The 21951-nt window shown below is 58.2% G+C and carries 25 protein-coding genes; 8 read left to right on the top strand and 17 right to left on the bottom strand.

Annotated features, from left to right (window positions below; all coding sequences use genetic code 11):
* The first annotated feature begins 12 nt into the window (after window positions 1–12).
* The 4 genes from EYB53_RS18205 (at window position 13) to EYB53_RS18190 (ending at window position 2588) form a co-directional block, all read left to right on the top strand.
* Window positions 13–774 carry a ParA family protein gene (locus EYB53_RS18205; RefSeq protein ID WP_135479822.1) on the top strand — a complete coding sequence of 254 codons (762 nt, stop codon included), beginning with the start codon at window positions 13–15 and terminating at the stop codon, window positions 772–774.
* On the top strand, window positions 767–1873 hold the full coding sequence (locus EYB53_RS18200) for an alpha/beta fold hydrolase (RefSeq protein WP_167857466.1): 1107 nt from the start codon (window positions 767–769) through the stop codon (window positions 1871–1873). The genes EYB53_RS18205 and EYB53_RS18200 overlap by 8 nt, the downstream gene beginning before the upstream one ends.
* A gap of 141 nt (window positions 1874–2014) precedes the next feature.
* Window positions 2015–2302 (top strand): type II toxin-antitoxin system Phd/YefM family antitoxin, encoded by a 288-nt coding sequence (locus tag EYB53_RS18195; RefSeq protein WP_135479820.1) that lies wholly within the window; start codon window positions 2015–2017, stop codon window positions 2300–2302.
* Entirely contained in the window at window positions 2289–2588 is a 300-nt protein-coding gene (locus EYB53_RS18190; protein ID WP_135479819.1) for a Txe/YoeB family addiction module toxin, read from the top strand. The genes EYB53_RS18195 and EYB53_RS18190 overlap by 14 nt, the downstream gene beginning before the upstream one ends.
* 36 nt (window positions 2589–2624) lie before the next feature.
* Here EYB53_RS18190 and EYB53_RS18185 read toward each other — a convergent pair whose 3' ends face one another.
* Entirely contained in the window at window positions 2625–5387 is a 2763-nt protein-coding gene (locus EYB53_RS18185) for a tetratricopeptide repeat protein (RefSeq protein WP_135479818.1), read from the bottom strand.
* Window positions 5388–5475: 88 nt separating this feature from the next.
* Between EYB53_RS18185 and EYB53_RS18180 the strand changes: the two genes are divergently transcribed.
* Entirely contained in the window at window positions 5476–6141 is a 666-nt protein-coding gene (locus EYB53_RS18180) for a GNAT family N-acetyltransferase (RefSeq protein ID WP_135479817.1), read from the top strand.
* A gap of 19 nt (window positions 6142–6160) precedes the next feature.
* Here EYB53_RS18180 and EYB53_RS18175 read toward each other — a convergent pair whose 3' ends face one another.
* From EYB53_RS18175 to EYB53_RS18165, 3 genes are read right to left on the bottom strand one after another with little or no spacing between them, the layout of a single operon-like run.
* Window positions 6161–7315: a hypothetical protein gene (locus tag EYB53_RS18175; protein WP_135479816.1), complete on the bottom strand. Its 1155-nt coding sequence runs from the start codon at window positions 7313–7315 to the stop codon at window positions 6161–6163.
* Window positions 7316–7373: 58 nt separating this feature from the next.
* Window positions 7374–8183, bottom strand: a complete 810-nt coding sequence (locus tag EYB53_RS18170) for an ABC transporter permease (RefSeq protein ID WP_254151127.1) — start codon at window positions 8181–8183, stop codon at window positions 7374–7376.
* The gene (locus EYB53_RS18165; RefSeq protein ID WP_135479815.1) at window positions 8164–8742 is read right to left on the bottom strand and encodes an ABC transporter permease; all 579 of its coding nucleotides are present in this window, start codon (window positions 8740–8742) and stop codon (window positions 8164–8166) included. Before EYB53_RS18165 ends, EYB53_RS18170 begins: the two co-directional genes overlap by 20 nt.
* An 84-nt stretch (window positions 8743–8826) precedes the next feature.
* On the opposite strand from EYB53_RS18165, the gene EYB53_RS18160 reads away from it, so the two are divergent.
* Window positions 8827–9084: a hypothetical protein gene (locus tag EYB53_RS18160; protein ID WP_135479814.1), complete on the top strand. Its 258-nt coding sequence runs from the start codon at window positions 8827–8829 to the stop codon at window positions 9082–9084.
* A 440-nt stretch (window positions 9085–9524) separates the two neighbouring features.
* On the opposite strand, the gene EYB53_RS18155 is transcribed toward EYB53_RS18160, so the two are convergent.
* From EYB53_RS18155 to EYB53_RS18110, 12 genes are all read right to left on the bottom strand, one after another.
* Window positions 9525–9890 carry a hypothetical protein gene (locus tag EYB53_RS18155; RefSeq protein WP_135479813.1) on the bottom strand — a complete coding sequence of 122 codons (366 nt, stop codon included), beginning with the start codon at window positions 9888–9890 and terminating at the stop codon, window positions 9525–9527.
* A 28-nt stretch (window positions 9891–9918) separates the two neighbouring features.
* Complete coding sequence (locus tag EYB53_RS18150) at window positions 9919–10299, bottom strand: hypothetical protein (RefSeq protein ID WP_135479812.1); 381 nt, start codon at window positions 10297–10299, stop codon at window positions 9919–9921.
* A 78-nt stretch (window positions 10300–10377) separates the two neighbouring features.
* Window positions 10378–10887 carry an HlyD family secretion protein gene (locus EYB53_RS18145; protein ID WP_135479811.1) on the bottom strand — a complete coding sequence of 170 codons (510 nt, stop codon included), beginning with the start codon at window positions 10885–10887 and terminating at the stop codon, window positions 10378–10380.
* Window positions 10884–11456 carry a hypothetical protein gene (locus EYB53_RS18140; protein WP_135479810.1) on the bottom strand — a complete coding sequence of 191 codons (573 nt, stop codon included), beginning with the start codon at window positions 11454–11456 and terminating at the stop codon, window positions 10884–10886. Before EYB53_RS18140 ends, EYB53_RS18145 begins: the two co-directional genes overlap by 4 nt.
* On the bottom strand, window positions 11446–13938 hold the full coding sequence (locus EYB53_RS18135) for a DUF3987 domain-containing protein (protein ID WP_135479809.1): 2493 nt from the start codon (window positions 13936–13938) through the stop codon (window positions 11446–11448). The genes EYB53_RS18140 and EYB53_RS18135 overlap by 11 nt, the downstream gene beginning before the upstream one ends.
* Before the next feature lie 13 nt (window positions 13939–13951).
* Window positions 13952–14077 carry a hypothetical protein gene (locus EYB53_RS26085; protein WP_256439723.1) on the bottom strand — a complete coding sequence of 42 codons (126 nt, stop codon included), beginning with the start codon at window positions 14075–14077 and terminating at the stop codon, window positions 13952–13954.
* Complete coding sequence (locus EYB53_RS18130) at window positions 14074–14853, bottom strand: radical SAM protein (protein ID WP_135479808.1); 780 nt, start codon at window positions 14851–14853, stop codon at window positions 14074–14076. Before EYB53_RS18130 ends, EYB53_RS26085 begins: the two co-directional genes overlap by 4 nt.
* Window positions 14853–15029: a hypothetical protein gene (locus tag EYB53_RS18125; RefSeq protein WP_167857465.1), complete on the bottom strand. Its 177-nt coding sequence runs from the start codon at window positions 15027–15029 to the stop codon at window positions 14853–14855. Before EYB53_RS18125 ends, EYB53_RS18130 begins: the two co-directional genes overlap by 1 nt.
* Window positions 15030–15248: 219 nt before the next feature.
* The gene (locus tag EYB53_RS26080; RefSeq protein WP_256439722.1) at window positions 15249–15377 is read right to left on the bottom strand and encodes a hypothetical protein; all 129 of its coding nucleotides are present in this window, start codon (window positions 15375–15377) and stop codon (window positions 15249–15251) included.
* 58 nt (window positions 15378–15435) lie between these two features.
* Complete coding sequence (locus EYB53_RS18120) at window positions 15436–16737, bottom strand: type IV secretory system conjugative DNA transfer family protein (protein ID WP_135479807.1); 1302 nt, start codon at window positions 16735–16737, stop codon at window positions 15436–15438.
* Between the two features lie 12 nt (window positions 16738–16749).
* Window positions 16750–17325 (bottom strand): hypothetical protein, encoded by a 576-nt coding sequence (locus EYB53_RS18115; protein ID WP_167857464.1) that lies wholly within the window; start codon window positions 17323–17325, stop codon window positions 16750–16752.
* A 186-nt stretch (window positions 17326–17511) separates the two neighbouring features.
* The gene (locus EYB53_RS18110) at window positions 17512–17736 is read right to left on the bottom strand and encodes a helix-turn-helix domain-containing protein (RefSeq protein WP_205712682.1); all 225 of its coding nucleotides are present in this window, start codon (window positions 17734–17736) and stop codon (window positions 17512–17514) included.
* 146 nt (window positions 17737–17882) lie between these two features.
* On the opposite strand from EYB53_RS18110, the gene EYB53_RS18105 reads away from it, so the two are divergent.
* Window positions 17883–19775, top strand: coding sequence for a recombinase family protein (locus EYB53_RS18105; RefSeq protein WP_135479804.1), 1893 nt, complete (start codon window positions 17883–17885; stop codon window positions 19773–19775).
* Window positions 19776–19788: 13 nt separating this feature from the next.
* Here the strand turns inward: EYB53_RS18105 and EYB53_RS18100 are convergent, their stop codons facing one another.
* Window positions 19789–20784: an ABC transporter ATP-binding protein gene (locus tag EYB53_RS18100; RefSeq protein ID WP_135479803.1), complete on the bottom strand. Its 996-nt coding sequence runs from the start codon at window positions 20782–20784 to the stop codon at window positions 19789–19791.
* Between the two features lie 204 nt (window positions 20785–20988).
* Between EYB53_RS18100 and EYB53_RS18095 the strand changes: the two genes are divergently transcribed.
* Window positions 20989–21612, top strand: coding sequence for a WD40/YVTN/BNR-like repeat-containing protein (locus EYB53_RS18095; protein WP_135479802.1), 624 nt, complete (start codon window positions 20989–20991; stop codon window positions 21610–21612).
* The last annotated feature ends 339 nt before the right edge of the window (window positions 21613–21951 follow it).

The following is a 21951-nucleotide window of genomic DNA, read 5'->3' as shown; positions in this document are numbered from 1 at the left end:
GAGGAAGCTCCCATGGGTCATGTGCTCGCATTGGCGATGCAAAAGGGTGGGGTTGGCAAGACGACGACGACCTTGAGCCTCGGCTTTGTGCTGGCTGAACGTGGACGACGGGTGTTGCTGATTGATCTTGACCCGCAGGCAAATCTGACGCAGGGGCTTGGGGTTGATCCGTCAGCCCTGGAGTATAGTGTCTACGAGGTGTTGTTGAACCCTGAGCGTGGTTCGGTGTTCGCAACCGTCACGACATCGTCTGGGGTGGATCTGATCCCTTCGTCGCTGGATCTGGCCGGGGCCGAGCTTGAATTGGCCGGCAAGGTCGGGCGTGAGCTGTTGCTGCGCAAGGCGCTGCGGGAAACCCGGACGCAGTATGATTATATTCTGCTTGATCCACCGCCAAGTCTGGGCCTCTTTTCCCTCAATGCGCTGGCCGCCGCTGATGCGGTGCTGGTGCCAATGCAGATGCATGCCTATGCGCTCAAGGCGATGCCTCAGCTTGAACAGACGATTGAACTGGTGCGCGAGATTCAGCCGTCGCTTGTGATTGGTGGCATTGTCTGCACGCTGGCTGATCGCCGGACGAATTTGAGTCTTCAGATTGAACAGCAGGTGCGTGAACAGTATGGTGATCTGGTCTTTACGACGGTGATCCCGATCAATGTGAAGCTTGCCGAAGCACCAACGGTTGGTATGCCCATTGGCAGTTATGCCCCCCACAGTGCCGGGGCACTTGCGTATGCCGCCCTTGCTGATGAGTTGGAGGCTCGCTATGGCTGATGATCCGCCCATTATTCGGCGTGGTAAGGGTCTGCGCCTTTCAACTGAGTCCCCTGAAGCTGCCTCTGACGCTGCTCGCCCTGAGGATGCGCCAGCGGTTCAACCTGTGGAAGAAGCGCCTGCGACCGAAGCTGCGCCACAGATTCGCCGCGGAACCGGGTTTCGTCTCTCGACCCAGGCTTCGCCGGAAGAGCAAGCTGCGCTGGATCCAGAAGAGGTTGATGAGGTCATGCGTGAACGTGATGCGCTGGCCCGTTCTGGGGCGGTGCGTTGGCGGATTCAAACGTCGCGGGGGCCGCTCAGTTATCTGCATGCCGGCAGTGGGGCCCCTTTGTTACTTATCCACGGTTGGGGTGCCTCGGCCCGTCTCTGGGCTGGCACGCTCGCTGATCTTAGTCAGCAGCGCAGTGGCTATGCCCTGGATCTGCCAGGCTTCGGACAATCGCCCGCCCGGCCGGCCGCCCCGACGCTCAAGACGTTGGCCGAAGATGTGATCGCCTTTGCTGATACGGTCGGGCTCACGACGTTTGAGTTGGCAGGCCATTCGCTCGGGGCGGCGGTGGCGGCCTGTGTCGCCGGCAGGTACCCGGAACGGGTGAGCCGTCTTGCGCTGGTGGCGCTTGGGGTCCGCACGTTTGCCCCCGAGTTGACGACGCTCGATTGGTCACGGTCACCGGTTGATCTCTCGCTTGGCCTGGCCCGGCCTTTCTTTGAATGGTGGGAGCCGGTGAATCGGCTGTTGATGCAGAGCCCACCCCTGGCGCTGACGCTCAGCGCGTTGCTGTTGCATCATGATCCGGCTGATCCCGAGCTATGGCGCGAGTATCTGGCGGATCATGCGGCGGTTGATGCGCGGGCGTATGTGACGGCGCTGACGGCGGTGGCAGCCCCGCAGGTGCGTGAGGCGTTGCAGCATATCATCGTGCCGACGCTCTTTGTGGCGGGGCGTGAAGATCGGGTGGTGAGCCTGTCCGAAGCGACGTCGGCGCACCAACTGATTGCGCATAGCAGCCTGACCGTGCTGGATCAGTGTGGTCACCTGCCGATGATCGAACGCCCCGAGGAGCTTGCCCAGGTGCTGCGTCGTTTTTTTCGGTGAGTTCACAGTCGGATAAAGCTGGGTGAATTTTCTTGCCGATGAGGAAATTGACAAACAATATCGCTGTGCTTTGCGTGTCAGAAAGCCTTGACACAGCACGAGAGTGTATGTACAGTATATCTGTACATATAAGGAGGCAGGATGAGCATCCAAACGAGTTATACGCAAGCACGCGCCCAACTTGCCACACTCCTCGACGAAGTTACGAATAATCGGGAAGTCGTCATTATTCAGCGTCGTGGTGCTGAGGATGTTGCACTTATCGCTGCAGATGAACTTGCCGGTCTGCTAGAGACCGTTCATTTACTTCGTTCGCCGGCAAACGCGGAACGTTTACTGAACACCCTTGCTCGCGTGCGTCAAGGTTCTGGAGTAGCCAAAACTCTTGATGAACTCCGCGTTGAGGTCAATCTCGATGCCGAAGAATAAGCCTTCACGCAGTTCGCAACAGCAGCGAGAAGCTATCTTTCAACCAGAGTTCATCGAAGACCTACACTATTGGGTCGAAACAGATCGCAAGATCGCATTGCGTATCTTCACCATCATCGAAGCGATTCTTCGCGATCCGTTTGATGGAATTGGGAAGCCTGAACCCCTAAAATATCTCGGCTCAGGTGTCTGGTCGCGACGGATTACCCAGGAACATCGACTAGTCTATGTGGTACGTGATGCTCGAATTGATTTTGTTCAAGCACGGTATCATTATCAATGTTGAGAACTCGTCTGAAAAGTGACGGCATGCTCTGCTGAGCTAACGATGGGTATGGGCGACACGCTCCAGCAATTGCTCGCTTAGCGTGATTTCATCGCCAATCTGCAATTGGCGGAAGGTTGCCAGGGATTGTTCGATGTGGGGCCGCGCCGCGTTGAGGTCGCCATGTTCGAGCAAGGCTTCGCCGAGTGAGCGTTGTGCATAGGCGACCATGTAGGGGTCATCGTTGCGTTCGGCGCGTTGCATCGATGCATTGAAGCGCGCGATGGCTTCGGCTGTCTCCCCTTTGCTCAGGGCTACTTCGCCCAGCGTAAAGAGGGCATAGGGTTCGGCAAAACGATCGCCGAGCGTGAGCACCGCTTCGGCGTAGGTGGTTGCGTTGGTGAAGTCGCCGAGCCCATACGACGCCTCGGCGAGATTAGCGGCGGTCACGGCGGCATAATAGGGGTCGTGAACCGACATAAAAAACTCGTAGGCGGGAACCCCGACGGTGATGGCGGCCTGAAATTCGCGGGTCTGCACGTAGATTGCGGCGAGATTCGCGCACATCTTTTCGCGGCTGACGCGGTCGCCAATGCGTTCAAAGAGTTCAATCGCCCGTGTTGCGTGCGTAACAGCCGCTTCAAGCTTGGCGCGTCGCCCGTGGACGGCGGCGATTTGGCGGGCAACCTGGGCGAGCAGCGTCTCATCGCTCACGAGTTCGGCCAGATCCTGGGCGCGGAGATAGGCGGACAGCGCCTCTTCGTAGCCCCCGGTCTCTTCAGAGACGAGCCCGCGCAAGATTTCGAGTTCAAACTCGGCGCGATGGATCTCTTGCCAACAGGCGTTGAGATCGCGGCGGCGGTGCATCACGATGCCACGGCGGTGATGCAACAGCACCTGTTGCCCAACAAGGCGAGTGATCACCGTCAGCCCTTCGCCATAACTCTCGATCGCCTGATCGGGATAGCCGAGGGCGAGTTGGAGTTCGCCACGCAAGCGCCAGAGCCGCGCCCCGCTCTCGCTCTCTTCGGCCCAGTCATTTGCCTCAAGCTCTTGCAGGCCCTCGAGGTGTTGCCCCGCCAGTTGGCGCAACTCGGCTCGGATGATCAGCAGCGCCTTGCGTTCGGGTTTGCCGAGGCGTTGCGGGTTGATACCATAAAAGATCGGACGGGCAAGATCGGCTTCGCCGCGTCCAAGGGCAAGTTGGCGCTGTGGGAACCAGACCTGGACAGCCCGATTATCGTCGCCACTCTGCGCGAAATGGTACGCCGCAGCGGTGTACCCGCCGCGCTCAAGGCGTACTTGCGCCGCCTCGGCGTGCAATCTAGCCCTGAGTTCGGGCGAGAGTTCGTCGCGAATCAGTGGCGCGAGGGCCGGCATCAACATCACGCCACCCTCATCGTCAGCGGTGATCAGATGGAGGCGCTCGAGATGTTCGAGCACCGCTACAGTGAACACATCGGCAGGGGCGGGGTAGGGGTAGACCGACAACTGTTGCAAAACACGGCGCTCATCAGCCGTCAGGCGTCGCCAGAGGCGTTGCAATGCGGGTAGGATCGAACGGGCAGAAGAAGCGGGGGCCGCGATCAGGGCTTCCTGGTCGCCATCGTTGTGCAGGGTCAGCATCAACTTGAGCAACTGCGGATTGCCTCGGGTATAGCTATGCAGTTGTTCCGCCTCACCTGGTGCCAGCGTATACCCAGCGGCGTGGCACAGTTCGCCGACATCTTGCACCGTCAGACCATCGATTTCGAGGTGCAGATCGCCGGGAATGAGGGGGCGCTGGCTGATCAAGACCAGGGTTGCACTGGTGCGCAAGCCTTCCATCAGATCGATCAATTGCGTATAGGCGGGTGGCATCAGCGCGAGATTCGTCACCGCCAGATGTTCCAGGTCATCGAAGCAGAGCAGTGGTGCCTGCGCGTCGAGATGGGCCAGATCCTCGCGCAGCAGCCCGGCGGCCAGATCGAGATCACCTGGTTCGCCGCCCACGCTTGCCAGATAGTGCCACAAGCCTGAAGACCCCTGTTCGTGCAAAAAAGAACCCAGGGCAAAGAGGAGGCTGCGTACACCGTCATTGAAGCCGGGGCGCAGGGTATACCAGAAGATCGGACGTTGTGCCAGTTGCTCACAGGCCTGCGCCACCAGACTCGTCTTGCCCACACCACCCGGCCCGCTCAACACAATCGTTTGACGGACTTGCATCGCCTTTTGCAGGGTAGCGAGTTTTTGGTCGTACCCATAGAGCGTCTCGGGTGAACGGGGGCGTTCGCGGCGGAGGGATGGTTGCAGTGTGTCAAGGAGCAGCGTCGCCAGTTGTTTGACGGCAGCATCGAACTCACGATAGTGCTGCGACTTTGAACCGAGCAACAGATCGGGATCTTCCCAGATATCCGACATGCGGTTGGGCTTGATGAAATCGTGGAAGCAGCGTAACTCGAGGACCACATAGGCATAACGTGGATCGGTAGGCTCGCGGCGCACCTCGGCGATCGCGGCCAGCATCGTGTCACGGGTTGTGGGCAACGGTGCCTGCCAGAGTCGTCGGATAGCCGTGGTGCGAATGACGGTACGCAGGGCTTCGCCGTATGAAACCATCGTCGCTGGTTCCGGCAGATCGCGAATGGCACGACTGAGCACATAGGCGCTGGCCAGAGGAGACTCCTGGCTGAGGCGTTGTGGATCGTTCAAATGCCGCAAGGCATATTTGACGTGGCGTTCAAAGGGGGTCAGGGTCGAACTCTCGATCGGCGCAACATCAACCATACGCTTTTGCTCCATCACCTCCAGGATAGGATCGGCAACCGCAACCTGGGACATCCATTGCCATTTCTGGGAACCTGGTTGCAAGAGGTTTCGCTATAGTAAACACATTCTAACCCGAAAGATTGCACGATTGAGGAGCAAAATGATGAGCATCTTTAAATATTCGCCCCACAAGCGTGATCAGTTTCTGGCCGGCAGCCTCACAAAGCCAGCACAGCCAGCGCCGAGTGGCAGCGAGCGGATCAGTTCCCTGCCCTTGCGCCGCTGGATGAACACGTTGAAGATGCGCAGCACGCAGCAGATGGTAATCCGTCAGGCGACCCCTGCTGATCAGTTCCAGCTTGCGGCCTTTTTGGGTACGCTGTCAGCGCAGACGTGCCGGTTGCGTTACCTGAACCCGACAACGTTTGACCACGCGAGTGCGCTGAACGAAGCGCGGCGGATGTTTGAGCGGGCCGAGCGAGGGTTTGTCTTGCTGGCCTGCGATCCTGATGATGACGCTGTGGTGGTTGGGCTCGTGGAGGTGGTGCGCGATTGCCATGCGGTTGAGGTGGCCGAGCTTGCGCTGGTGATCCGCGATGATCGGCAGGGCCAGGGTCTGGGCGCGCAACTTGTGCAACGCGCCAAAGCATATGTGCGGCAGATGCGCATTCGCACCTTGCGCGCACATATGCTGGCCGAAAATATTGCGATGCGGCGGCTCTTCGAGCAGTTTGGTCGTAGCGAACTGGTGGCTTATGACGATGGCGTGCTTGAGTTGGCGATTGAGTTGCCCCCAACTTTTGCCCAGTTGCAGTCGGCAGCGTAGCTCGGTTTGAGTTGCACGCCTATGGTGTGACTTTGCGCACCTGGGTTGGGATCGCCGGGTCGCCAAAGGCATAGACAGTGCCGATCGCCTCGCCTTCATACAGCCGTACCATCAGACCGCGCCCCATGATCTGATACTCGGCCTTGCGCATCTGTGGCTCGGGCTCGATGGCCCAGCCAAGTGCTTGTGCCACCTCGGGATGTGTACTCCAGACCTTCGCAAAACCGCGTACTGGCGCATAGAACCCTGGTGGCGGCGTGGGCGCTGGCCGCTCTGGGTCGCGTCCGGCTTCCCAGTCGTCAAAGAAGGGACCCAGAAAGCGCGGGTGCGGTTCTCCATAAAGATAGACCATGATCGTACGGGGCAACACCCCGCCGGGGATGATGATGGAAGGCGGTTGGAACCAGATCATCTCGCCGCGCTCGAAGTGCTGGATCGATCCGGGCATCCCTGAGGGCGCATAGAGTTGGGGGCAGCCGAGCACTTCAGGGGCGGGTAAGCGTTGATGCGCGAGCCGCATCGCGGCGCTCATATTTTCGAGACACTGCGGGGAGGCCCACGGGCTTGACGGGATCAATTCTTTGAGCACGGCATTGCCGAGCAGCCCCAACAGCACACTAGATGAGCCGGGGGGCAGATCGGGATGCAGTTCCATGCGGCGGCGCTCGAAATATTGAACCTGATAGACGCGGCCTTCGAGCTCTTCTTCAAAGACCGGCGTGAGCGGATAGCCAAAGCGCTCGAGGCCACCGTTGCGCTCCCAGTAGCGCAAAAAAGCATCACAGGCATGGTAACCAGTCTCGGCAAAAAAGCGACAGGTGCCGGTACGTGGCATCTCATTGCCCATTTGCCAGGGACGCCACTGCATCTCGAGCACGCGGGCACCGAGGCGTCCGGTGGTGAGGGTTCCGTCAGCCTGGATTTCGAGGCGGTCGCGCTCGAACCACTGTACAGTAATCGTGCGATCCTCGACCCGCTCGACCCGCTGTTCGGTAATGGGAAAGCCAAAGACCGCCAGGCCGCCATTGCGTTCCCAATAGGCACGAATTGGCCCACTGATGCAAAAGCCCGTCTCGGCAAAACAGCGCTGCGCGGTCTGGGCCGAGGCAGGTGTGGCGAGACTGGCGAAGCTAAAGGTAACGAACAAGATCGTTGCCAAGAGGAAGCGTTGCATATGAAAGTTTCCTTTCTAGAGGCTGAGGCGCGTGCGAACAACTTTGTTCCCCTACGCCTCAAGCCGATGCGCCCCCATACTGGCGCAGTCCAATGCGCCAGACGAGGCGGGAGAGCACGAGCAGACCGATGGTGAGCAGGGCGGCAAGGCCCAGGGTCGCCCCGGATAACCGCCCGGTCAGCGCCTCGGCGGGGACGGTGACAGCGAAGGCGATGGGCACCAGGAACGTGAGCAGCCCGCGCAGCCAGCCGGGGTAAATGCCGACGGGCCAGCGTCCGGCGGCATAGATGCCTTCAAAGAGATTGAGCATCTCATCAACGCGGACGACCCAGAAGGCGACGCTGGTGAGCATGATCCAGAAACTGTAGATCATCAGGGCACCAAAGATGATCGCGACGACAAAACCTGCCACTTGCAGCGGGCCAATGGCGTCACCGAGCAAAACAAGGGCCGTGCCCAGGAGGATCGCGCCAAGGATCACATCAACGAGGCGCCAGAGACGGATCTCGCGCACACTCACCATAATCTGCGCATCTTCGGGTTTGGTCAGCGCAAAATCGAGCGTGCCCTCACGAATATCTTCCATCAGGCGCAGCATATTGGGCTGAATGATGGCGCCGATCAAGCCACCCATCATAATATGGACGCCCATCACGACAAGCAACTCAGTTTGCGACCAGCCGGCGAGATCGGTGGTATGGCTAAAGACGAGGGCGAGGCTAACGAGGCCAACGGCGAGCGCGACGCCAGATTGCAAGAGCTGAATCCAGAAATTGACCCGATACTGAAGCTCATTCATCGCCCCGATGCGAAAGAAGTGGTACATCAACCGAAACATACCCATCGCATTACCCTCCCACAGCGCCATAGCGGCGTACCCCGGCGCGCCAGACAAGCTGCACCAGCCCAAGGCCAATGAGAATCCAGAGCACCTGGATCGCCAGGCCGGTCAGGAGTTCGGTGGTACTGAGCGTCCCGACGAGCGCCTCGATGGGAAAGCCAAACGTCCATTGGAACGGCATAAACATGGCGAGATCGCGGGCCCAGGGTGGCAAGAGACTCATCGGTACGAGGCGCCCCGAGAGCAGCAGTTCAACCGCGAAATAGAGCTCATAGAGCGCACTGACGCGGGTTGTCCAGAACGTGATCATGCCGAGCAGCCAGAGGAACATCGAGCGAATGAGATAGGCCCCCCAGATCGCAACAGCAAAGACCCCGATCTCCAGTGGGGTTGGGTTCAGCGTGGGTTGAAAGATAAAGGCCAGGATCGCCGCAATCGGCAACCAGAGCACAATCACCACAAGCTTCCAGCCGCCAAAATAGGCAAGATCCTGATGGAGTGGATGGATCGGGCGGAGCAGCGAGGCAGAGAGATCACCGCGCTTGATGCGCCACTCCCAGCCGTACGGGGTGAAGACGATATTCATAGTCTTAACACAAAAGCACAACCCGCGTACCTCATTCTGTCGAAGTTGATCGCCGCGTAACCTGCTGAGAGAGGAACCAACCCTATGAACTTCACCGTATCACCGAACAGCGAAGACAGCCGCCGCTACTACGCGGCGTTGTGTCTGCTTACCAGGGCCGCCACAACCACACCTCCGCCCGATCTTTGCTGGGAAGACTTCGCTACCCTTGCCAGCCGGGTACCCGGCTTCGTACGCTTCACGGAACATGGCGAACTGGTAACAACCAACCGCGCCACGGCGAACGCCCTAGCCGATCACCTCTTCGCCCTCGGACTACACGCCACGATCACCGCCCGCTAACCTGCTGAACGAGGAACGTACGCAGTCTGGTACGTTCCTCTTCTTCCCAAACACCCTAAAAGATAAAATAGAACATATGTATTGTTGTATGGTGTTTGTTCCTCTCGTTCGGGAAGTGTAGCAGATATATACAAGGTTGCTACACTTGCTACACGCTACACTTGCTACACTTTGCTACGCACCCTTGCGCTTTCCTTGCGCTTTCCTTGCCAGGTTCACCGCCCGATCTGCGTTGTGGCTTCGCCGCGGCTTCACTGAGGGCGGCCGCCGTCTCGAGGTGAAATACCGCAATTTGCGTGAAATTCCGCACCGTGCGGAATTTTGCCAGGGCGAACGCCTACAACGTGGTTCGAACCTTCACACCTCACTGCACACAAAAAAGCACACGAAGCCGAAAAACCCGGCTTCGTGTGCGCCATTCTAAGACGCTGAAAACGTCTTCAACCCATATGGGTACCCTCTCGTTCGCGTTCCTCCGCAACCAACCGCCGCAACAGCGCAAGGTATGCTACGTCGTCACCCGTGTAGTGACGTTCCGCCCGTTGTAGGATATGGTGAAGGGCGTCACGCGGCGTGTCTGGCATAACGTCAACCAACCGGCGGGTTACTTCGTCACGCCCATAGCGTTCTACCAATGGGTTCGTGAGGTAGTAAAAGCCGCGTCTGGTAAGATCGGCGGTTGTGCGCTTGTCTAGTTCAGCCGGGTAGGGTTCCAGATCACGGGCAACCGCCATAAGTATGATCAATTCCTCCGCCGTCAAGGTTGCCCGTACTTCTTGCGCTATCGCCGCTGCTTGTTCGATCATACGCTGTTCCGCTGCGTCCATTGCCTTCTTAACCCTCCGCTTGTTCAGCCGCATGTCGTTCCTCGATAATGGTAAGCCGTGCGTCCAAGTCCGACAATTCTAGCCAGGTGGTTACCCGATCAAGCACACCCTCCGCTGCTTTCAGACGCACCGAGGGCGGAACGCTGGGATCACCCAAGATCGCCGCGATCACCTCGGACGCAGTACGGGCGATAGATAGCTGCTTGTCTAAGGCGTCTGCGATCAACAACTTTCGTGCGTCTGCAAGCTGTTGCTTGAAGTCTGGTTCCATATGCCAGATCCGGGCGGTTTGATAGTTCACGCCCACTTGTGCCGCTGCGTCACGTACGGACAACCCGGACATGATCGCGGCGATCAATTGGGCTTGTTTCTGCTTGTTTCGTGCCATGGTGTTTCTCCTTGGCTAGCTTTTGTTGACGGCTTCACCCTGCTACGAACATGGGCAACAGGGTGAAGCCGTTGGGCGCTAGTCTTCGTTCCAACCCTCTGACAACCGTTCGATCTGGTTCCGGTGGTGCGCTATGTTTGCGGCTGTGAGGGCGTAGCGTTCCGCTTCTGCTTTCGCACGTTGGGCAAGTTCCGCCGCCGTGCGGTTCTCTCGCCCGACAGGCCAAAGACTAGCCGCTACTTGGAGGTGTGGGATCGCCGCGTTCAGTTCACGGGCGATCTGTGCGTCACGCTCCGCTACGGCTTCCAACCTGGCAAGGTTCGCCCGTGCGTCTGCAAGGTTCTGCTTTGCCCGTGCGTACTGTTGCGCTACCCGAAGGCGATCACTTTCCAATGATCGCCGCTGTCTGTCGAAGCGTTCCGCAAGGGCGTTCCGTGCGCTTGCCATGGCAAGCCGGGTAAGTTCGTCCGACACACCGTCGATCTGTACCGTGGCATACCGCGTCCGTTCCGCGTCTGTCTTCACCGCGTCAATAGCGGCGTCCAAGGCGTTCAGTTGGTTTTGTAGATAGACTAGTTCCGCCGTCATACGTTCACCTCGTTCTGTTTCTTCCACCGTAACCAGTTCTGGTATGGGTACCTCGATAGCGAGGCATTCCACCGGAACAATGCATACTCCGCCGCGTCCGTCTTCCCGTCTGCGGTGAAGCTTGGACGCGGAACAATGATCGATACCTCCGCCGCTGGGTGTGCATTCCAGAAGGCTTCACGCTTCACGCTTCCCAGGAACGACAGACGCAACACAAACAGCGCACACCCAGCAACGTTCAGTTGTGGTAGGACGCGGCGTAGGATCGGTTCTGCAAGATCGTAAGGCGGGTTCCCTATGATCGCGTCAACCTTGGGTAGTTCGCACAGCAGGGCGTCTGTTGCGGCGTACCAGGTATCGTACGCCGCTGGGTGTGGTTCGTTCCGTAGTTCGATACCCGTGATATGGGCGTTCGGGAACCAGGATCGGGCGGCTGTTCCAAACACACCCGAACCCGCGCCCACGTCTAGGATCGTCTTCGGGTTCGCACCCGTAGCCGCCAAGTTCGCTAACACCGCGTCTGCAAGGGCGTAGGGCGTTGGGTAGTAGTCGTATAGGTTACGCGGCATGTTGTTTCTCCCGTTGTAACAGGCTATAGCGGTTCGTCCGGCCCGCTGGTTGTACGTCAACTTCACCCAGGTTTACCAGGGTTGACAGACAGGCTAGCGCTTCTTGTGAACTGACATGGGCGAACTGGGCAACTTCACGGGCGGTATGATCGCCGCCGCGTCCGAGTACCCGTAGGATCTTGTCTTCGACAGACGCGGAACGGGTTTGTACTTCCTGGGTAGCCAGGGCGTCAACCAGGTTGTGCAGTTCACGCCGCCATTGTTCCGCGATCTGTTGCGCCCGTGCCCAATGGCGTTCCTCGATAACACCGTCGTTCTCTAAGCTGGCCAGCAACGCCGCAACCCGGAACGCCCGTTCCGCGTTCCGTGTGTAGGAACCGTCAAGATCCTGCTGTTCGGACTGTGCGGCTAGTTCCGTGAGGGCGTCATGGTACGCATAGAAGCGATCACGTACCGCGTTCCCGAACTGGCATACCTGCGGATCACGCGGCGTTACCTCGATATCGTAGGTTGCCTTCTGGCGTTTATCGTCCGTTGGACGCGGGTTCACCGTTGCCCGTGGCGTTCCTAACCGTTCGTGCCAGTTCCGCAAGGTTGTTACCAGTTCTGCCGGCGGAACGCGGGTGCCGACGGGAAAGCGTTCCCGGTTCGGTAGCGCGTCCGAGGGCGGCGTTACCAGAATGAAGCGGGCAAGGAAGCCGTCGCCCCACAAGGCCGAACCCTTGCGGGCGAAGGGCGCAAGATCAGCAGGTGTCAACGCCGCGAACAGTGACAGGTATGGGCGATCAACCCGTTCTAGCCCTCGGCTGATCGTCTCATATTCAAAGTAGTCTGGTGTGTCGTCTAACCGACGAAGGATACCGCGAAAGTCAGCCATAATTCCGCCGTCTTTCAGCATAGCGGCGATCTTTTGCCCAAACTCGTCATATTGCCAGCCGCGTTGTCCGGCGAACGCTAGCTTTAACAAGACGGTTCGCTGCTGTTCTTCGGGTAGCACCTCCCAGCTATCCGGTACCCTCCCGGCTAACCCTCGGAGGAACGCCGCTGGTGTGCTTTCGCTGGGAAGCAACAGGAACGACAACCCAGCCCGTTCTAACAGATCACCCGCGATCTTCACGGCGGAAGTTTTCGCGTACAAACTGGTACGGCTACACAGGGCGATATACAGGTTTGTGAACCGGCGGCTACCCAAGTCGAAGGCAACCCGGCGGGCGGCGATAGTTGACAGCAACCAGAGGGCGCTAGCCGTGTGGAAGCCGTCGTATGAACGTGGGGACCAAACTCTGCTATAATTGAGATACGCGTCAAGCCAGGGTGAAGCGTTTGCCGCCGCTTCGTCCGTCACGTTTGCCCACGTTGGAAGTTCACGGAACGAACCAGAGGAAGCCGGTACCCACAGCGCCACACGGGTACCGGCTTCGTCGTATCTTCCGTTCGTACGGTTCGCCGTGGCGTCTGGTTCGTCGTATGCCACGGTGATCTTCAGGAAGTCAGCCGCGATCAACGCGATCTCTCGGAAGTCGTTTTGTACGTCAAGGTTCCGCGTGTATGCAACCGCGTCTTTCCACGAACCGCCGCGATCTTCGCCGAAGACGTACCACCCGGTTTTATGCTTCGTGACGATCAACCCGGTATGCCCAAGGATACGGATATCGCCGTTGGGTTCTTCGTCTGTATCTGCGTTCAGTTCAGCCGTGAACCAGGCTACACAGTCGAACCGGCTATGAATAGCGTCTAGCGTCTGCTGTGTGATCTTCCCGTGGCTACCCTGCTGAACAGGTGCCGCGATCTTCGCCGTGGCCGCCGTGGGCTTCGCCGTGGCCCTGGCTGTCTTCACCTCGTTCGGCTTCGCTGGTTCTGCAATGGCAAGCAACGCCGCAACTACGCGATCAACGTCAACCAGGGCGGGCGGTTCGCTGGGTATGCCGTTCCCTTCGTAGCCCATGGGTGAAGGTAACACCGTTTGGCACCGTTCCCAGCGTAGTTCAACGTGATCGAACAACCCGGCGAAGTTCGCCGCTGGGTGAAGTGTCATAACACCCGGTTCGTCCTTCTTCGCCGCTAGGCGGATCTGTTCGGGTAGTTCACCTTCACACCGTACGTGAACGTGGAAGCCCTTACCCGAACGAGACGAACCCGCCCACGGGTAGGTTATGGGCAACCCCAGGGCACCGAGCAGGGTGTCAAGCACCTTCACGGGTACCGGTTGCTTCACGTCGTTCACCTTCGCGGCGTCAACGTCGATCGTTCGCCAGCTGGCGATCCCGTTGACAATACCAACCGTACCAATGGGCGGGTACTCTTCACCTCGATACCACCCACCAGGGCTATCCCATTTGGTAAGGGTTCGAACGGCTTCCCGTGGCATACGCACGGCTTCAAGCTTCTTCCACTTGTGGGCAGGTTCCTTCTTGCCTTCGGGAATAGCCGTTACGTTCGCGCCCAAGTCGTGTAGTTTTAACGCCGCTTGCAATGGCGTCATATCGTTCACCTCGTTAGCGGGCTAGGGTGCGTTCACCAACCCGATCACCCAGCGGTACCGGAATGATCGGAACGTCTTTCAGAACCAACCGCACGATCTCTGCAAACACCGTGCGCTGTTGTGTGGTATACGTCTTCATGCTGCTTTCCCTTGTGTGTGAAATTGATCGATAGCCTGTGGGTTGTGGTACCCAGCCGGGAGGTACCGTTGAAGATCCTGCTTAATGTAGTGACGCACACCCAGCCGGGTACACGTCTCGATAACCTGAAGGGTGTAGCGTTCCCAGTCGATATCGATACCGATATAGTTTGCTTTCCCGATCTTGAAGAGATCAACATAGCTGTGCGTTCGTTCGATAATGGCTATGCTGGTTGCTTCGTCAAGCGTAGGTTCCAAGCTTACCCAGGTGAAGATACCGGAACGGTGAAACGTGCGGAGGGCGTCAAGCCGATCTTCAGGTAGGGCGGCGTTCCGTTCCCACTTGCGTGATATCGTGTCGTCGAGACACGTCAAGCTACTTGCAAAGGCGTCTCGTTCAGGGCGAAAGAGATCAAGATCCCGTAGCGCCCGCGTTCCGCCCTTCGTCAACGTACAAAAACCAAAGCCGTGATCACGCAGAATGATCAGCGCTTCGCGGGTTACGCTGGTGTCACCGAGGTGATACGGATCGGTACTGAACGAGAGTAGGACTTGATCGGCTACACCTCGTTTCTGCAAGCGCTGTGCGTCTTTGCGGAGGGCGTCAAGGTAGCCAGGGCGTACCACCGCGCCCGCGTTGAAGACTTCCCGTGTGATCAACCCAGGAATACGCGGAACGTAACAATACGCACAGGCATGCCCACAACCGCTATACGGGTTTGTCGCCAGTGGTGCGTATTCACCCGCTTTCCCTTTGGGTGTATAGATCGCTTGCATTACTTCCCTCCCTCTGCGTCCAAGTGGGCACGGATCGCTTCAAGTGATACTTCTAACAGCGTCCGTGCGGTGCGTGTCACCGTCGTTCCGTGGCGTTCCGCGATCACTGCAAGGGTAGCCAGATCAGCCGGATCTAGGCGGAACGTTCGCGGTTGAAGTTTCGTACTTTCCTTCATTTCTTCCCGTCTCTTTCGTCGTGTACCGTGTGTACGGCGTGTACTCTGGGTGAGTATACCCGGTGTAGAACAAAAGATCAAGGGCAAATTGTGTGTCAATTATGATATACAAAACAGACACTTTTGTACGTGCAAAATATTGCACTATTGCAATGCTAGTATGCATACAAAACGGATACAAAACGTAGTACACCTTTGTACTGCGTACTAGCATTTGCATTACGCGTTATTGCCCGTGACGTTGGGCAACCCTGCTAACAGCCGTGGCATGTCTGCGTCAAGTTCGGTTAGTAGCCGTTCCGCGTCTGCGTCAAGTTCAGACAGCAACGCCGCCACGGGATCACCCATAGCGGCGTTGCTGTTCACTGGCGCGACGAAGGGCGTAGCCGGTTGTTCGTAGTACCCGCTACGTCGTTCGGGTACCCTTACCTTCTTGCCAAGCTGTGAACGCAATTTCTTTCGACCCCTTCAATTCAGCGTACGCTTCCCGGAACGTCACACCCGCCGCGCCACGTTCGCGGTACCTGGCTTCAAGTTCAGCGGTATCGGCTTTCTTGCGTGCCCTCGTTCCGCCCAACCGTGGCGGTACTACCTGGGTTACATTGACGGTGATATCGCCGCCGCGTTCCTCGATCTGTACCTCGTTCCCGTCTGTGGATACTGTTCCCAGAGGAACAGTATCCACACCGTTCCCTGAAGCGTTCCCAGGGCTTGCAGACGCGCTAGGAACGCTGTTCAGTAGGGTGGTTAGGAGATCGTCTTGTTCCGCCGCTACGGGCTTCCTGTGCGGTTCAGCCGGAACGCGGCGAACGCGGATCGTCCGAGGGTTCCGGGTTATGAACTGTTCCGGATCGGGCAAGTTCGGGATCGTCTGCGTGTCGTCTTTCCCGAACCTGGCAACCCGGCGGCCGTCTGGTTCCCGTACCACGTCAACCCGTTGTAGGTTTGCCAGTAATGCCGACTTGCCTTCAAGGCCCAACGTTCCAACCTGGCTATCCTGGGTTCCCAGGGTTGCCCGTACGTTCAACTTGCGCCCGCGTCGTAGCACGTCTTCGATCACGGGTAGGGCGTCCGGTACCTCTCGGAGCATATGGGCTTCGTCAACCACCAGGTGAAGCGGAGGGAACGAGCGCACACCGCCCGCCCGTGCGGTTCGCCGTCGTGTGATCTCGTTCCGTACCTCGTTCAGACTAGCGGCTATCGACGATAGATCGTCACCGTAACCGGCTACTTCACACCCAGCCCACATACCCGGCGCCGCGTCCGGATCACACACGATCACCCGACTTGTTTCGGCCCAACGGGTAGCCATGCTGTGAAGTAGGGTTGTCTTTCCTCCGCCCGTGTGTCCGACAACTAGGCGGTGTGGTGTGCTGTCTAGCCGTTCGTGAAGGTTGACAGCGGGTGTGTCCGTTCCGTGCGTTGTGGGCGTTCCTGTGCGTTCCTGGGTGCGTTCCGGTTGTTCCCGTGGGCGTTCGTGCCCACGGGAAGACGCTGGTAACAACCCGCGTACGGTTGCGCTGTCTGGTAACAGCGCCCGTACCTCGTTCCGGATCTCTGGGATCGTCAACGCACACCCAGCAACCGCCGCGCCAGCCGGAACCAACCAGAGCGGGCTACCTGGGAACGTTACCACGGCGGTACCGGCTAACCCGCCAAACAGCCCAATGGATACCGCCCGGATCACCTCGTCAAGGGTTGCCAGCATAACGATCACCTCTTACTGCTGATCAATGATCACCGTTGCCCGCTGGGTACCGCCACGAACCAGGGCAAGCAGTGAGAAGATCACGACGGTAACCGCAACCACGAGTAACGCTTGCACACCAACCGACACGAACGCAGTAAGGGCTACGCTATAGAGGAACGCGATCAGGCTGTTGTCAGTCCATTGGGAAGCCAGGGCGGAAGCTTTGGGCCAGTCGGTTATGTAGTCAAAAACAATGCTTATGATCAGAACCAGGTTCAGCAACGGGTGTGATACCGCTGGGAACGCCAGTTCGAACAAGCTGGGTAGCAAGGTGAACGAGGTGAAGACGATCCCAGCCAGGGCCGCGCCAACTGATAAGTTCGTCCAACCTTCAACCTGGTACGCCATATCGTAGATCGCGTCTTCAGACGCAAAGCGGATCGCCGTCGTGAAGTCCCAGGTACTCAGCAAGTCGAACGTCACCCAGAGCGGGAACAAGGCCAGGGCGATCAACCCGAAGATCAACGCCATAAACAACGCAGCTGCGGGTTCAGCGTTCACCGAGGAACGGCGGGCGGCGATCACGTAGCCGCGTACGTCCAACATTCTCGAGAGACATGACGAACGAGGTGTGTTTTCTCCCATAACAGGTACCTTCTTTCGGTTGCAAAGTGTAGCAAGTGTAGCGTGTAGCAAGTGTAGCAACCCTATATATCTTTGCTACACTTACGGGTACAATAGGTGTGGCGGCGTTCCGAGCGCCGTTCACCCAACCCTGGCAATAGTGCGCTGTCAACGTGACGCTATTGTCAGGGTTCGCCATTGCCCCGGCCCGTCTGGTTCCGATAAAAAGCGGTTCAGTTCGCTTTCCGAGACGTATAACGTTCGTTCGCCAAAGCGAACCGCCCGCAACTTCCCGTCTGCGATCAACTTGCGGATCGTCCGTGGCGCGAACTTGACGCCACGAAGCCGCAACTGTTCGCTTACTTCTTCCACCGTATAGAACTTTTGATCCAACCCTCTCACCTCCCTTCAGACGACTAACGTTAGCGGTATTATAGCATATTACTTTGCAATGATAAGCTATCATTGTGCGTTAGTGGCATATCTGGTATACTTGCGGTATGGGCTTTTGTGTTCGAACTATCTGAGAGGGAACGGCTATGCAACGCGCTGTTATCTACGTCCGAGTATCTACGGAAGATCAAGAGAACAACCACAGCTTACCTAGTCAAGCCGCTGGTTGTCGCACGTACGCCGCGAACAACGGCTTGACGGTTGTGGGTGAAGTCGAAGACGTGTTATCAGGTTCCCGGCTAGATCGTCCGGGCTTAACCCGCGTCCGTGAACTGGTGAACGCGGGTGCGGTTGACGCTGTGATCGTCTTCGCCCTCGATAGGCTAACCCGTAGCGTTGCCCATATGCTTTTGATCCGTGACGAACTGAAGGCGAAGGGCGTTAGCCTTCACGCGGTTAGCCGTGGCCAGAGTGCAGACACACCCGAAGGGCGGCTATTCGATACGATAGAAAGTTCTTTTGCTGAGTTCGAACGGTTGAAGATCTCGGAACGGCTTACCCGTGGCAAGCGGGCGAAGGTTGAAGCTGGCCAGATCTTAGGGCAAGGGCCGATAGCTTCCTACGGGTACCAGTTCGAAGGAACGAAGCGAAACAAGCAGCTTGTCATTCTTGAAGAAGAAGCGAGCTGGGTTCGCCAGATCTTCACCTGGTACGCAGAGGAACGGGTAGTACCTCGGATCATAGCGGAACGACTGAACGCCGCTGGTGTGCCCAAGGCAAGCGCAACCCGTGCCCGTTCTGATAAGCACCTGGCAAGCCGGAACCTGAAGGGCGAACGGAACGAACGTAGCCACCTGTGGAACCGAGGGAACGTCAACGCGATCTTGCGGAACGCGGTATATAAGGGTGAATATACCAGCCGCTATGGTGTGGTACCCGTTCCGGCGGTTGTCTCTGAAGGGCTGTGGAACCTTGCAGACGCACGGCTGAACGTTGGACGCCAGAACAGCAAGCGCAACACCAAAGCACCCTACCTGCTACGCGGGCGGATCACCTGTGGTTGTGGGTATGCTATGCAAGGGAAGCACCGAGGGTTCTATAACAAAGATCTCTGCGTTGACAAGCGCTTTTATACCTGTACCCATAAAGATCGTCACCCAGGCGTCAAGTCGTTCGTCTTCGCGTCCGAGATCGAACCTATGGTATGGCAATGGTTGCTTGACGAAGTGATATGCGAAGACGCAGTACGGGCGGGTGTGGAAGCCCAACGGGTTAGCACGGAAGATCGGCGGGCGGCGTTGCTTGCAGAGCGGGCAAGCTACCTTACCCAGGTTGACGCCGCAACCACCCATATCACGAAGATCGTCAAGCTGTTCACTGCTGATATCCTAACCATTGACGAAGTAGCGCAACAGAAGGCTGGGATCGAACAGGCGAAGCGTTCAGCCGAAACAGAACTACGCCGCGTTGACGCTGAACTCGCGTCACACGGGTTCCTCGATAGCCAGGTTGACGAACTGCTTACCACGGTTCGCCACGTCCGGCGGGCGATCGACGAAGGAACGATCACCCAGGATACCCAGGAACGCATTCTTGAAATGTTGGACGTTCAGGTTACTGTCTGGTTCGAAGCGGGTGAAGACGGGAACGCGGGCGGCAAGCGCTTCAAGTTCCTGGCTAAACTCACGCAACAGTCTGTAGAACGTACTTTGTGTCAGAACGATATTCATGTTGCGCACCAACGTCCACACAATATAGTAGGCCGCAAAGGCTCCTGGCGTAAAACCGCCCACCTCGCCGCCCTGCGCTGTTGCGATTGTACTCCAGACCACCAGATAAATCACCGGCTCGGCGATCATGCCAATCATATAAAAATAATTGGCGGTGCGGTATTGAAACTGGGTGATAATCGCCGTACGCGCCATTGTCCAGTAATAATCGAGCATGGTTTTCCTTGCTGCGCTAACACGATCATGCGTATGCTGGCGAAAACGGCCAGCAAAGCTGGCCGTTTTCGCCAGCATACGCATGATGCTTAGGGTTCGCAGGCGCTTAGCCTGGAAGGGCAGGTTGGTCTGCCTCGGTGGCAAAGACCTGGGCGATCACGTCGTCAATCGGTGGTTCTTCGATAGTCAGGTCGGTCAATGCATAATTGGCGAGCAGGCGCGCAGTGATGCGACTCGCCTCTGCTCTGGGGACGCGGAGCACGACTTTACTCCCCTCGGCACTGACGACTTCGCCATACGCGCCAAGATCGGCTGGTTCAGCCAGGGTAAGGCCAAGTTGGCGATAGGCGGCAAAACGGTCAACGAGCCCGCTCAAGGCCCCATCGTAGAGCACCTTGCCGTGGTGGATGACGATCACCCGTCGGCAGAGCGCCTCGACATCAGCCATATAGTGACTAGTTAACATAACTGTTGCACCATGGCGTCGATTATAATCAGCGACAAAACGACGGATACGGCGTTGCATCGTAACATCGAGGCCAAGCGTTGGCTCATCGAGAAAGAGCACCTGGGGCCGATGGAGCAACGCCCCAATGATCTCCATTTTCATGCGTTCACCGAGCGAGAGATTGCGCACCGGCTTACGCACGAGGTCGCCGACCTCCATCATCTCGATGAACTCATCGCGGGTTGTCTGGAACTGATCTGTCGGGATGCGATAGATGGCGCGTTGCAACTCAAACGAGTCGAGGGCTGGCAGATCCCATTGGAGCTGGTTGCGATTGCCCATGACGAGCGTGATCTGCTTGAGATAAGCTGCCTCGCGGCGCGAGGGCACATGGCCGAGCACGCTCACCTCGCCGCCACTAGGAAAGAGCAAGCCCGAGAGCATCTTGAGCGTTGTGGTTTTCCCGGCACCGTTCGGCCCAAGAAAGCCAACAATCTCGCCGGGGGCAAGGCTGAAACTGACATTTTCAACCGCGTGTACCTCGCGCACTTTGCGCTGGACAAGGCTACGCAGGGCAGCGAGCAAGCCTGCCTGCCGTTCGGGGACGTGGTACACTTTAGTGAGGCCATTGACCTGAATGGCAGCTGTGGGCATATGGTATCTTCCTGCTACAGATGGCACGTGACGGATGCTGGCGGGTATTCTCTTTTTCTGGAAGAAGCGCATCCTTATTGAATGCTAATGGTAGCATCATTTGGTAGGTGTGCCATAGGGCTGAAGGCTGATTCTGGATGGGGTTTGCGCCTTTGCGCCTTTGCGCCCTTGCATCAAAAAAACCGCACTGAGAAGGAGAAGCATATGGCGAAAGCTGGTCTGGTGTATGTCGGAACAACGGATGGCCTGGTGATCTACAGTGATCCGGGCGGGATAGGTCGGTGGCGGCGTGTAGGGCATGTGCTTGACGGGCAGGCTATTGATGCCATGCTTGCGGTCGATGCCCTGGTGGTGATGGTGGTAACGCACGATGGCAAGGCCTTGCGGACGCTGGATGGGGGCGAACACTGGGCCGAAGCGCCGGCTGAGGATGCGGCATCTTTGCTTGCGCTGGTCAACTCGGATGAGCCAGTAGTCGCAACGGCTCATGGGCCGGCGCGCTGGCGTGATGCCCGTTTCGCAGCGACTGATGCCCGGGCCCTCGCGCTGCTGTCAGGCAAGCAAGAGGTTTTGCTGGCGGCAACTGCAGGTGGAACCATACTCGTACGCAGCGAGGATGGGGGATCCTCGTGGGAGTCGGCTGAAGTTGCGTGCCCCCTTGCGGGCGGGGTCTGCACGATTGTACCGGCGAGTTATCACATGGATGTGGCGTGGGCGGGCACTGACGGCGGCCAGTTGCTCTGCTCGGATGATCGTGGGCGCCACTGGCGTGAGGTAACTCAAGAGAATGCGGGGGTGTTGAGCCTTGCGGTGGTGCGTTTGATATGAGGTGCGACGGCGCGAAGGGGGTTTTGACGCAAAGGCGCGACGGCGCAAAGGGTTTTTTGGGGTGTCTCGATCTGGGTGGCAAGGGTTTGCCGATCGGTTTGGGGGCGTGCGTATCCGTTATGATGACCGGAGGGCTGGAGGCGTGCGTATCGGTCATGATGACCGGAGGGCCGAAGCACCGTCACGATAGCCGTGCTTGCACGGCTGTCGTGACGGTGCTTCGGCCTTACGCGACGCGGGGCAGGTGGCGCCATCGTGCGGTGCAGCAGCACCAGGGCAGGTCAGGTCGGGGTGTAGGGGCGCAGCAGCCCCTGGCCCGCTCGGGGGGAAGAGGCACCT

This window comes from Candidatus Chloroploca mongolica (genome assembly GCF_004762035.2).
Classification (GTDB): Bacteria; Chloroflexota; Chloroflexia; order Chloroflexales; family Chloroflexaceae; genus Chloroploca; species Chloroploca mongolica.
This window is presented reverse-complemented; position numbering and strand designations above follow the sequence as displayed.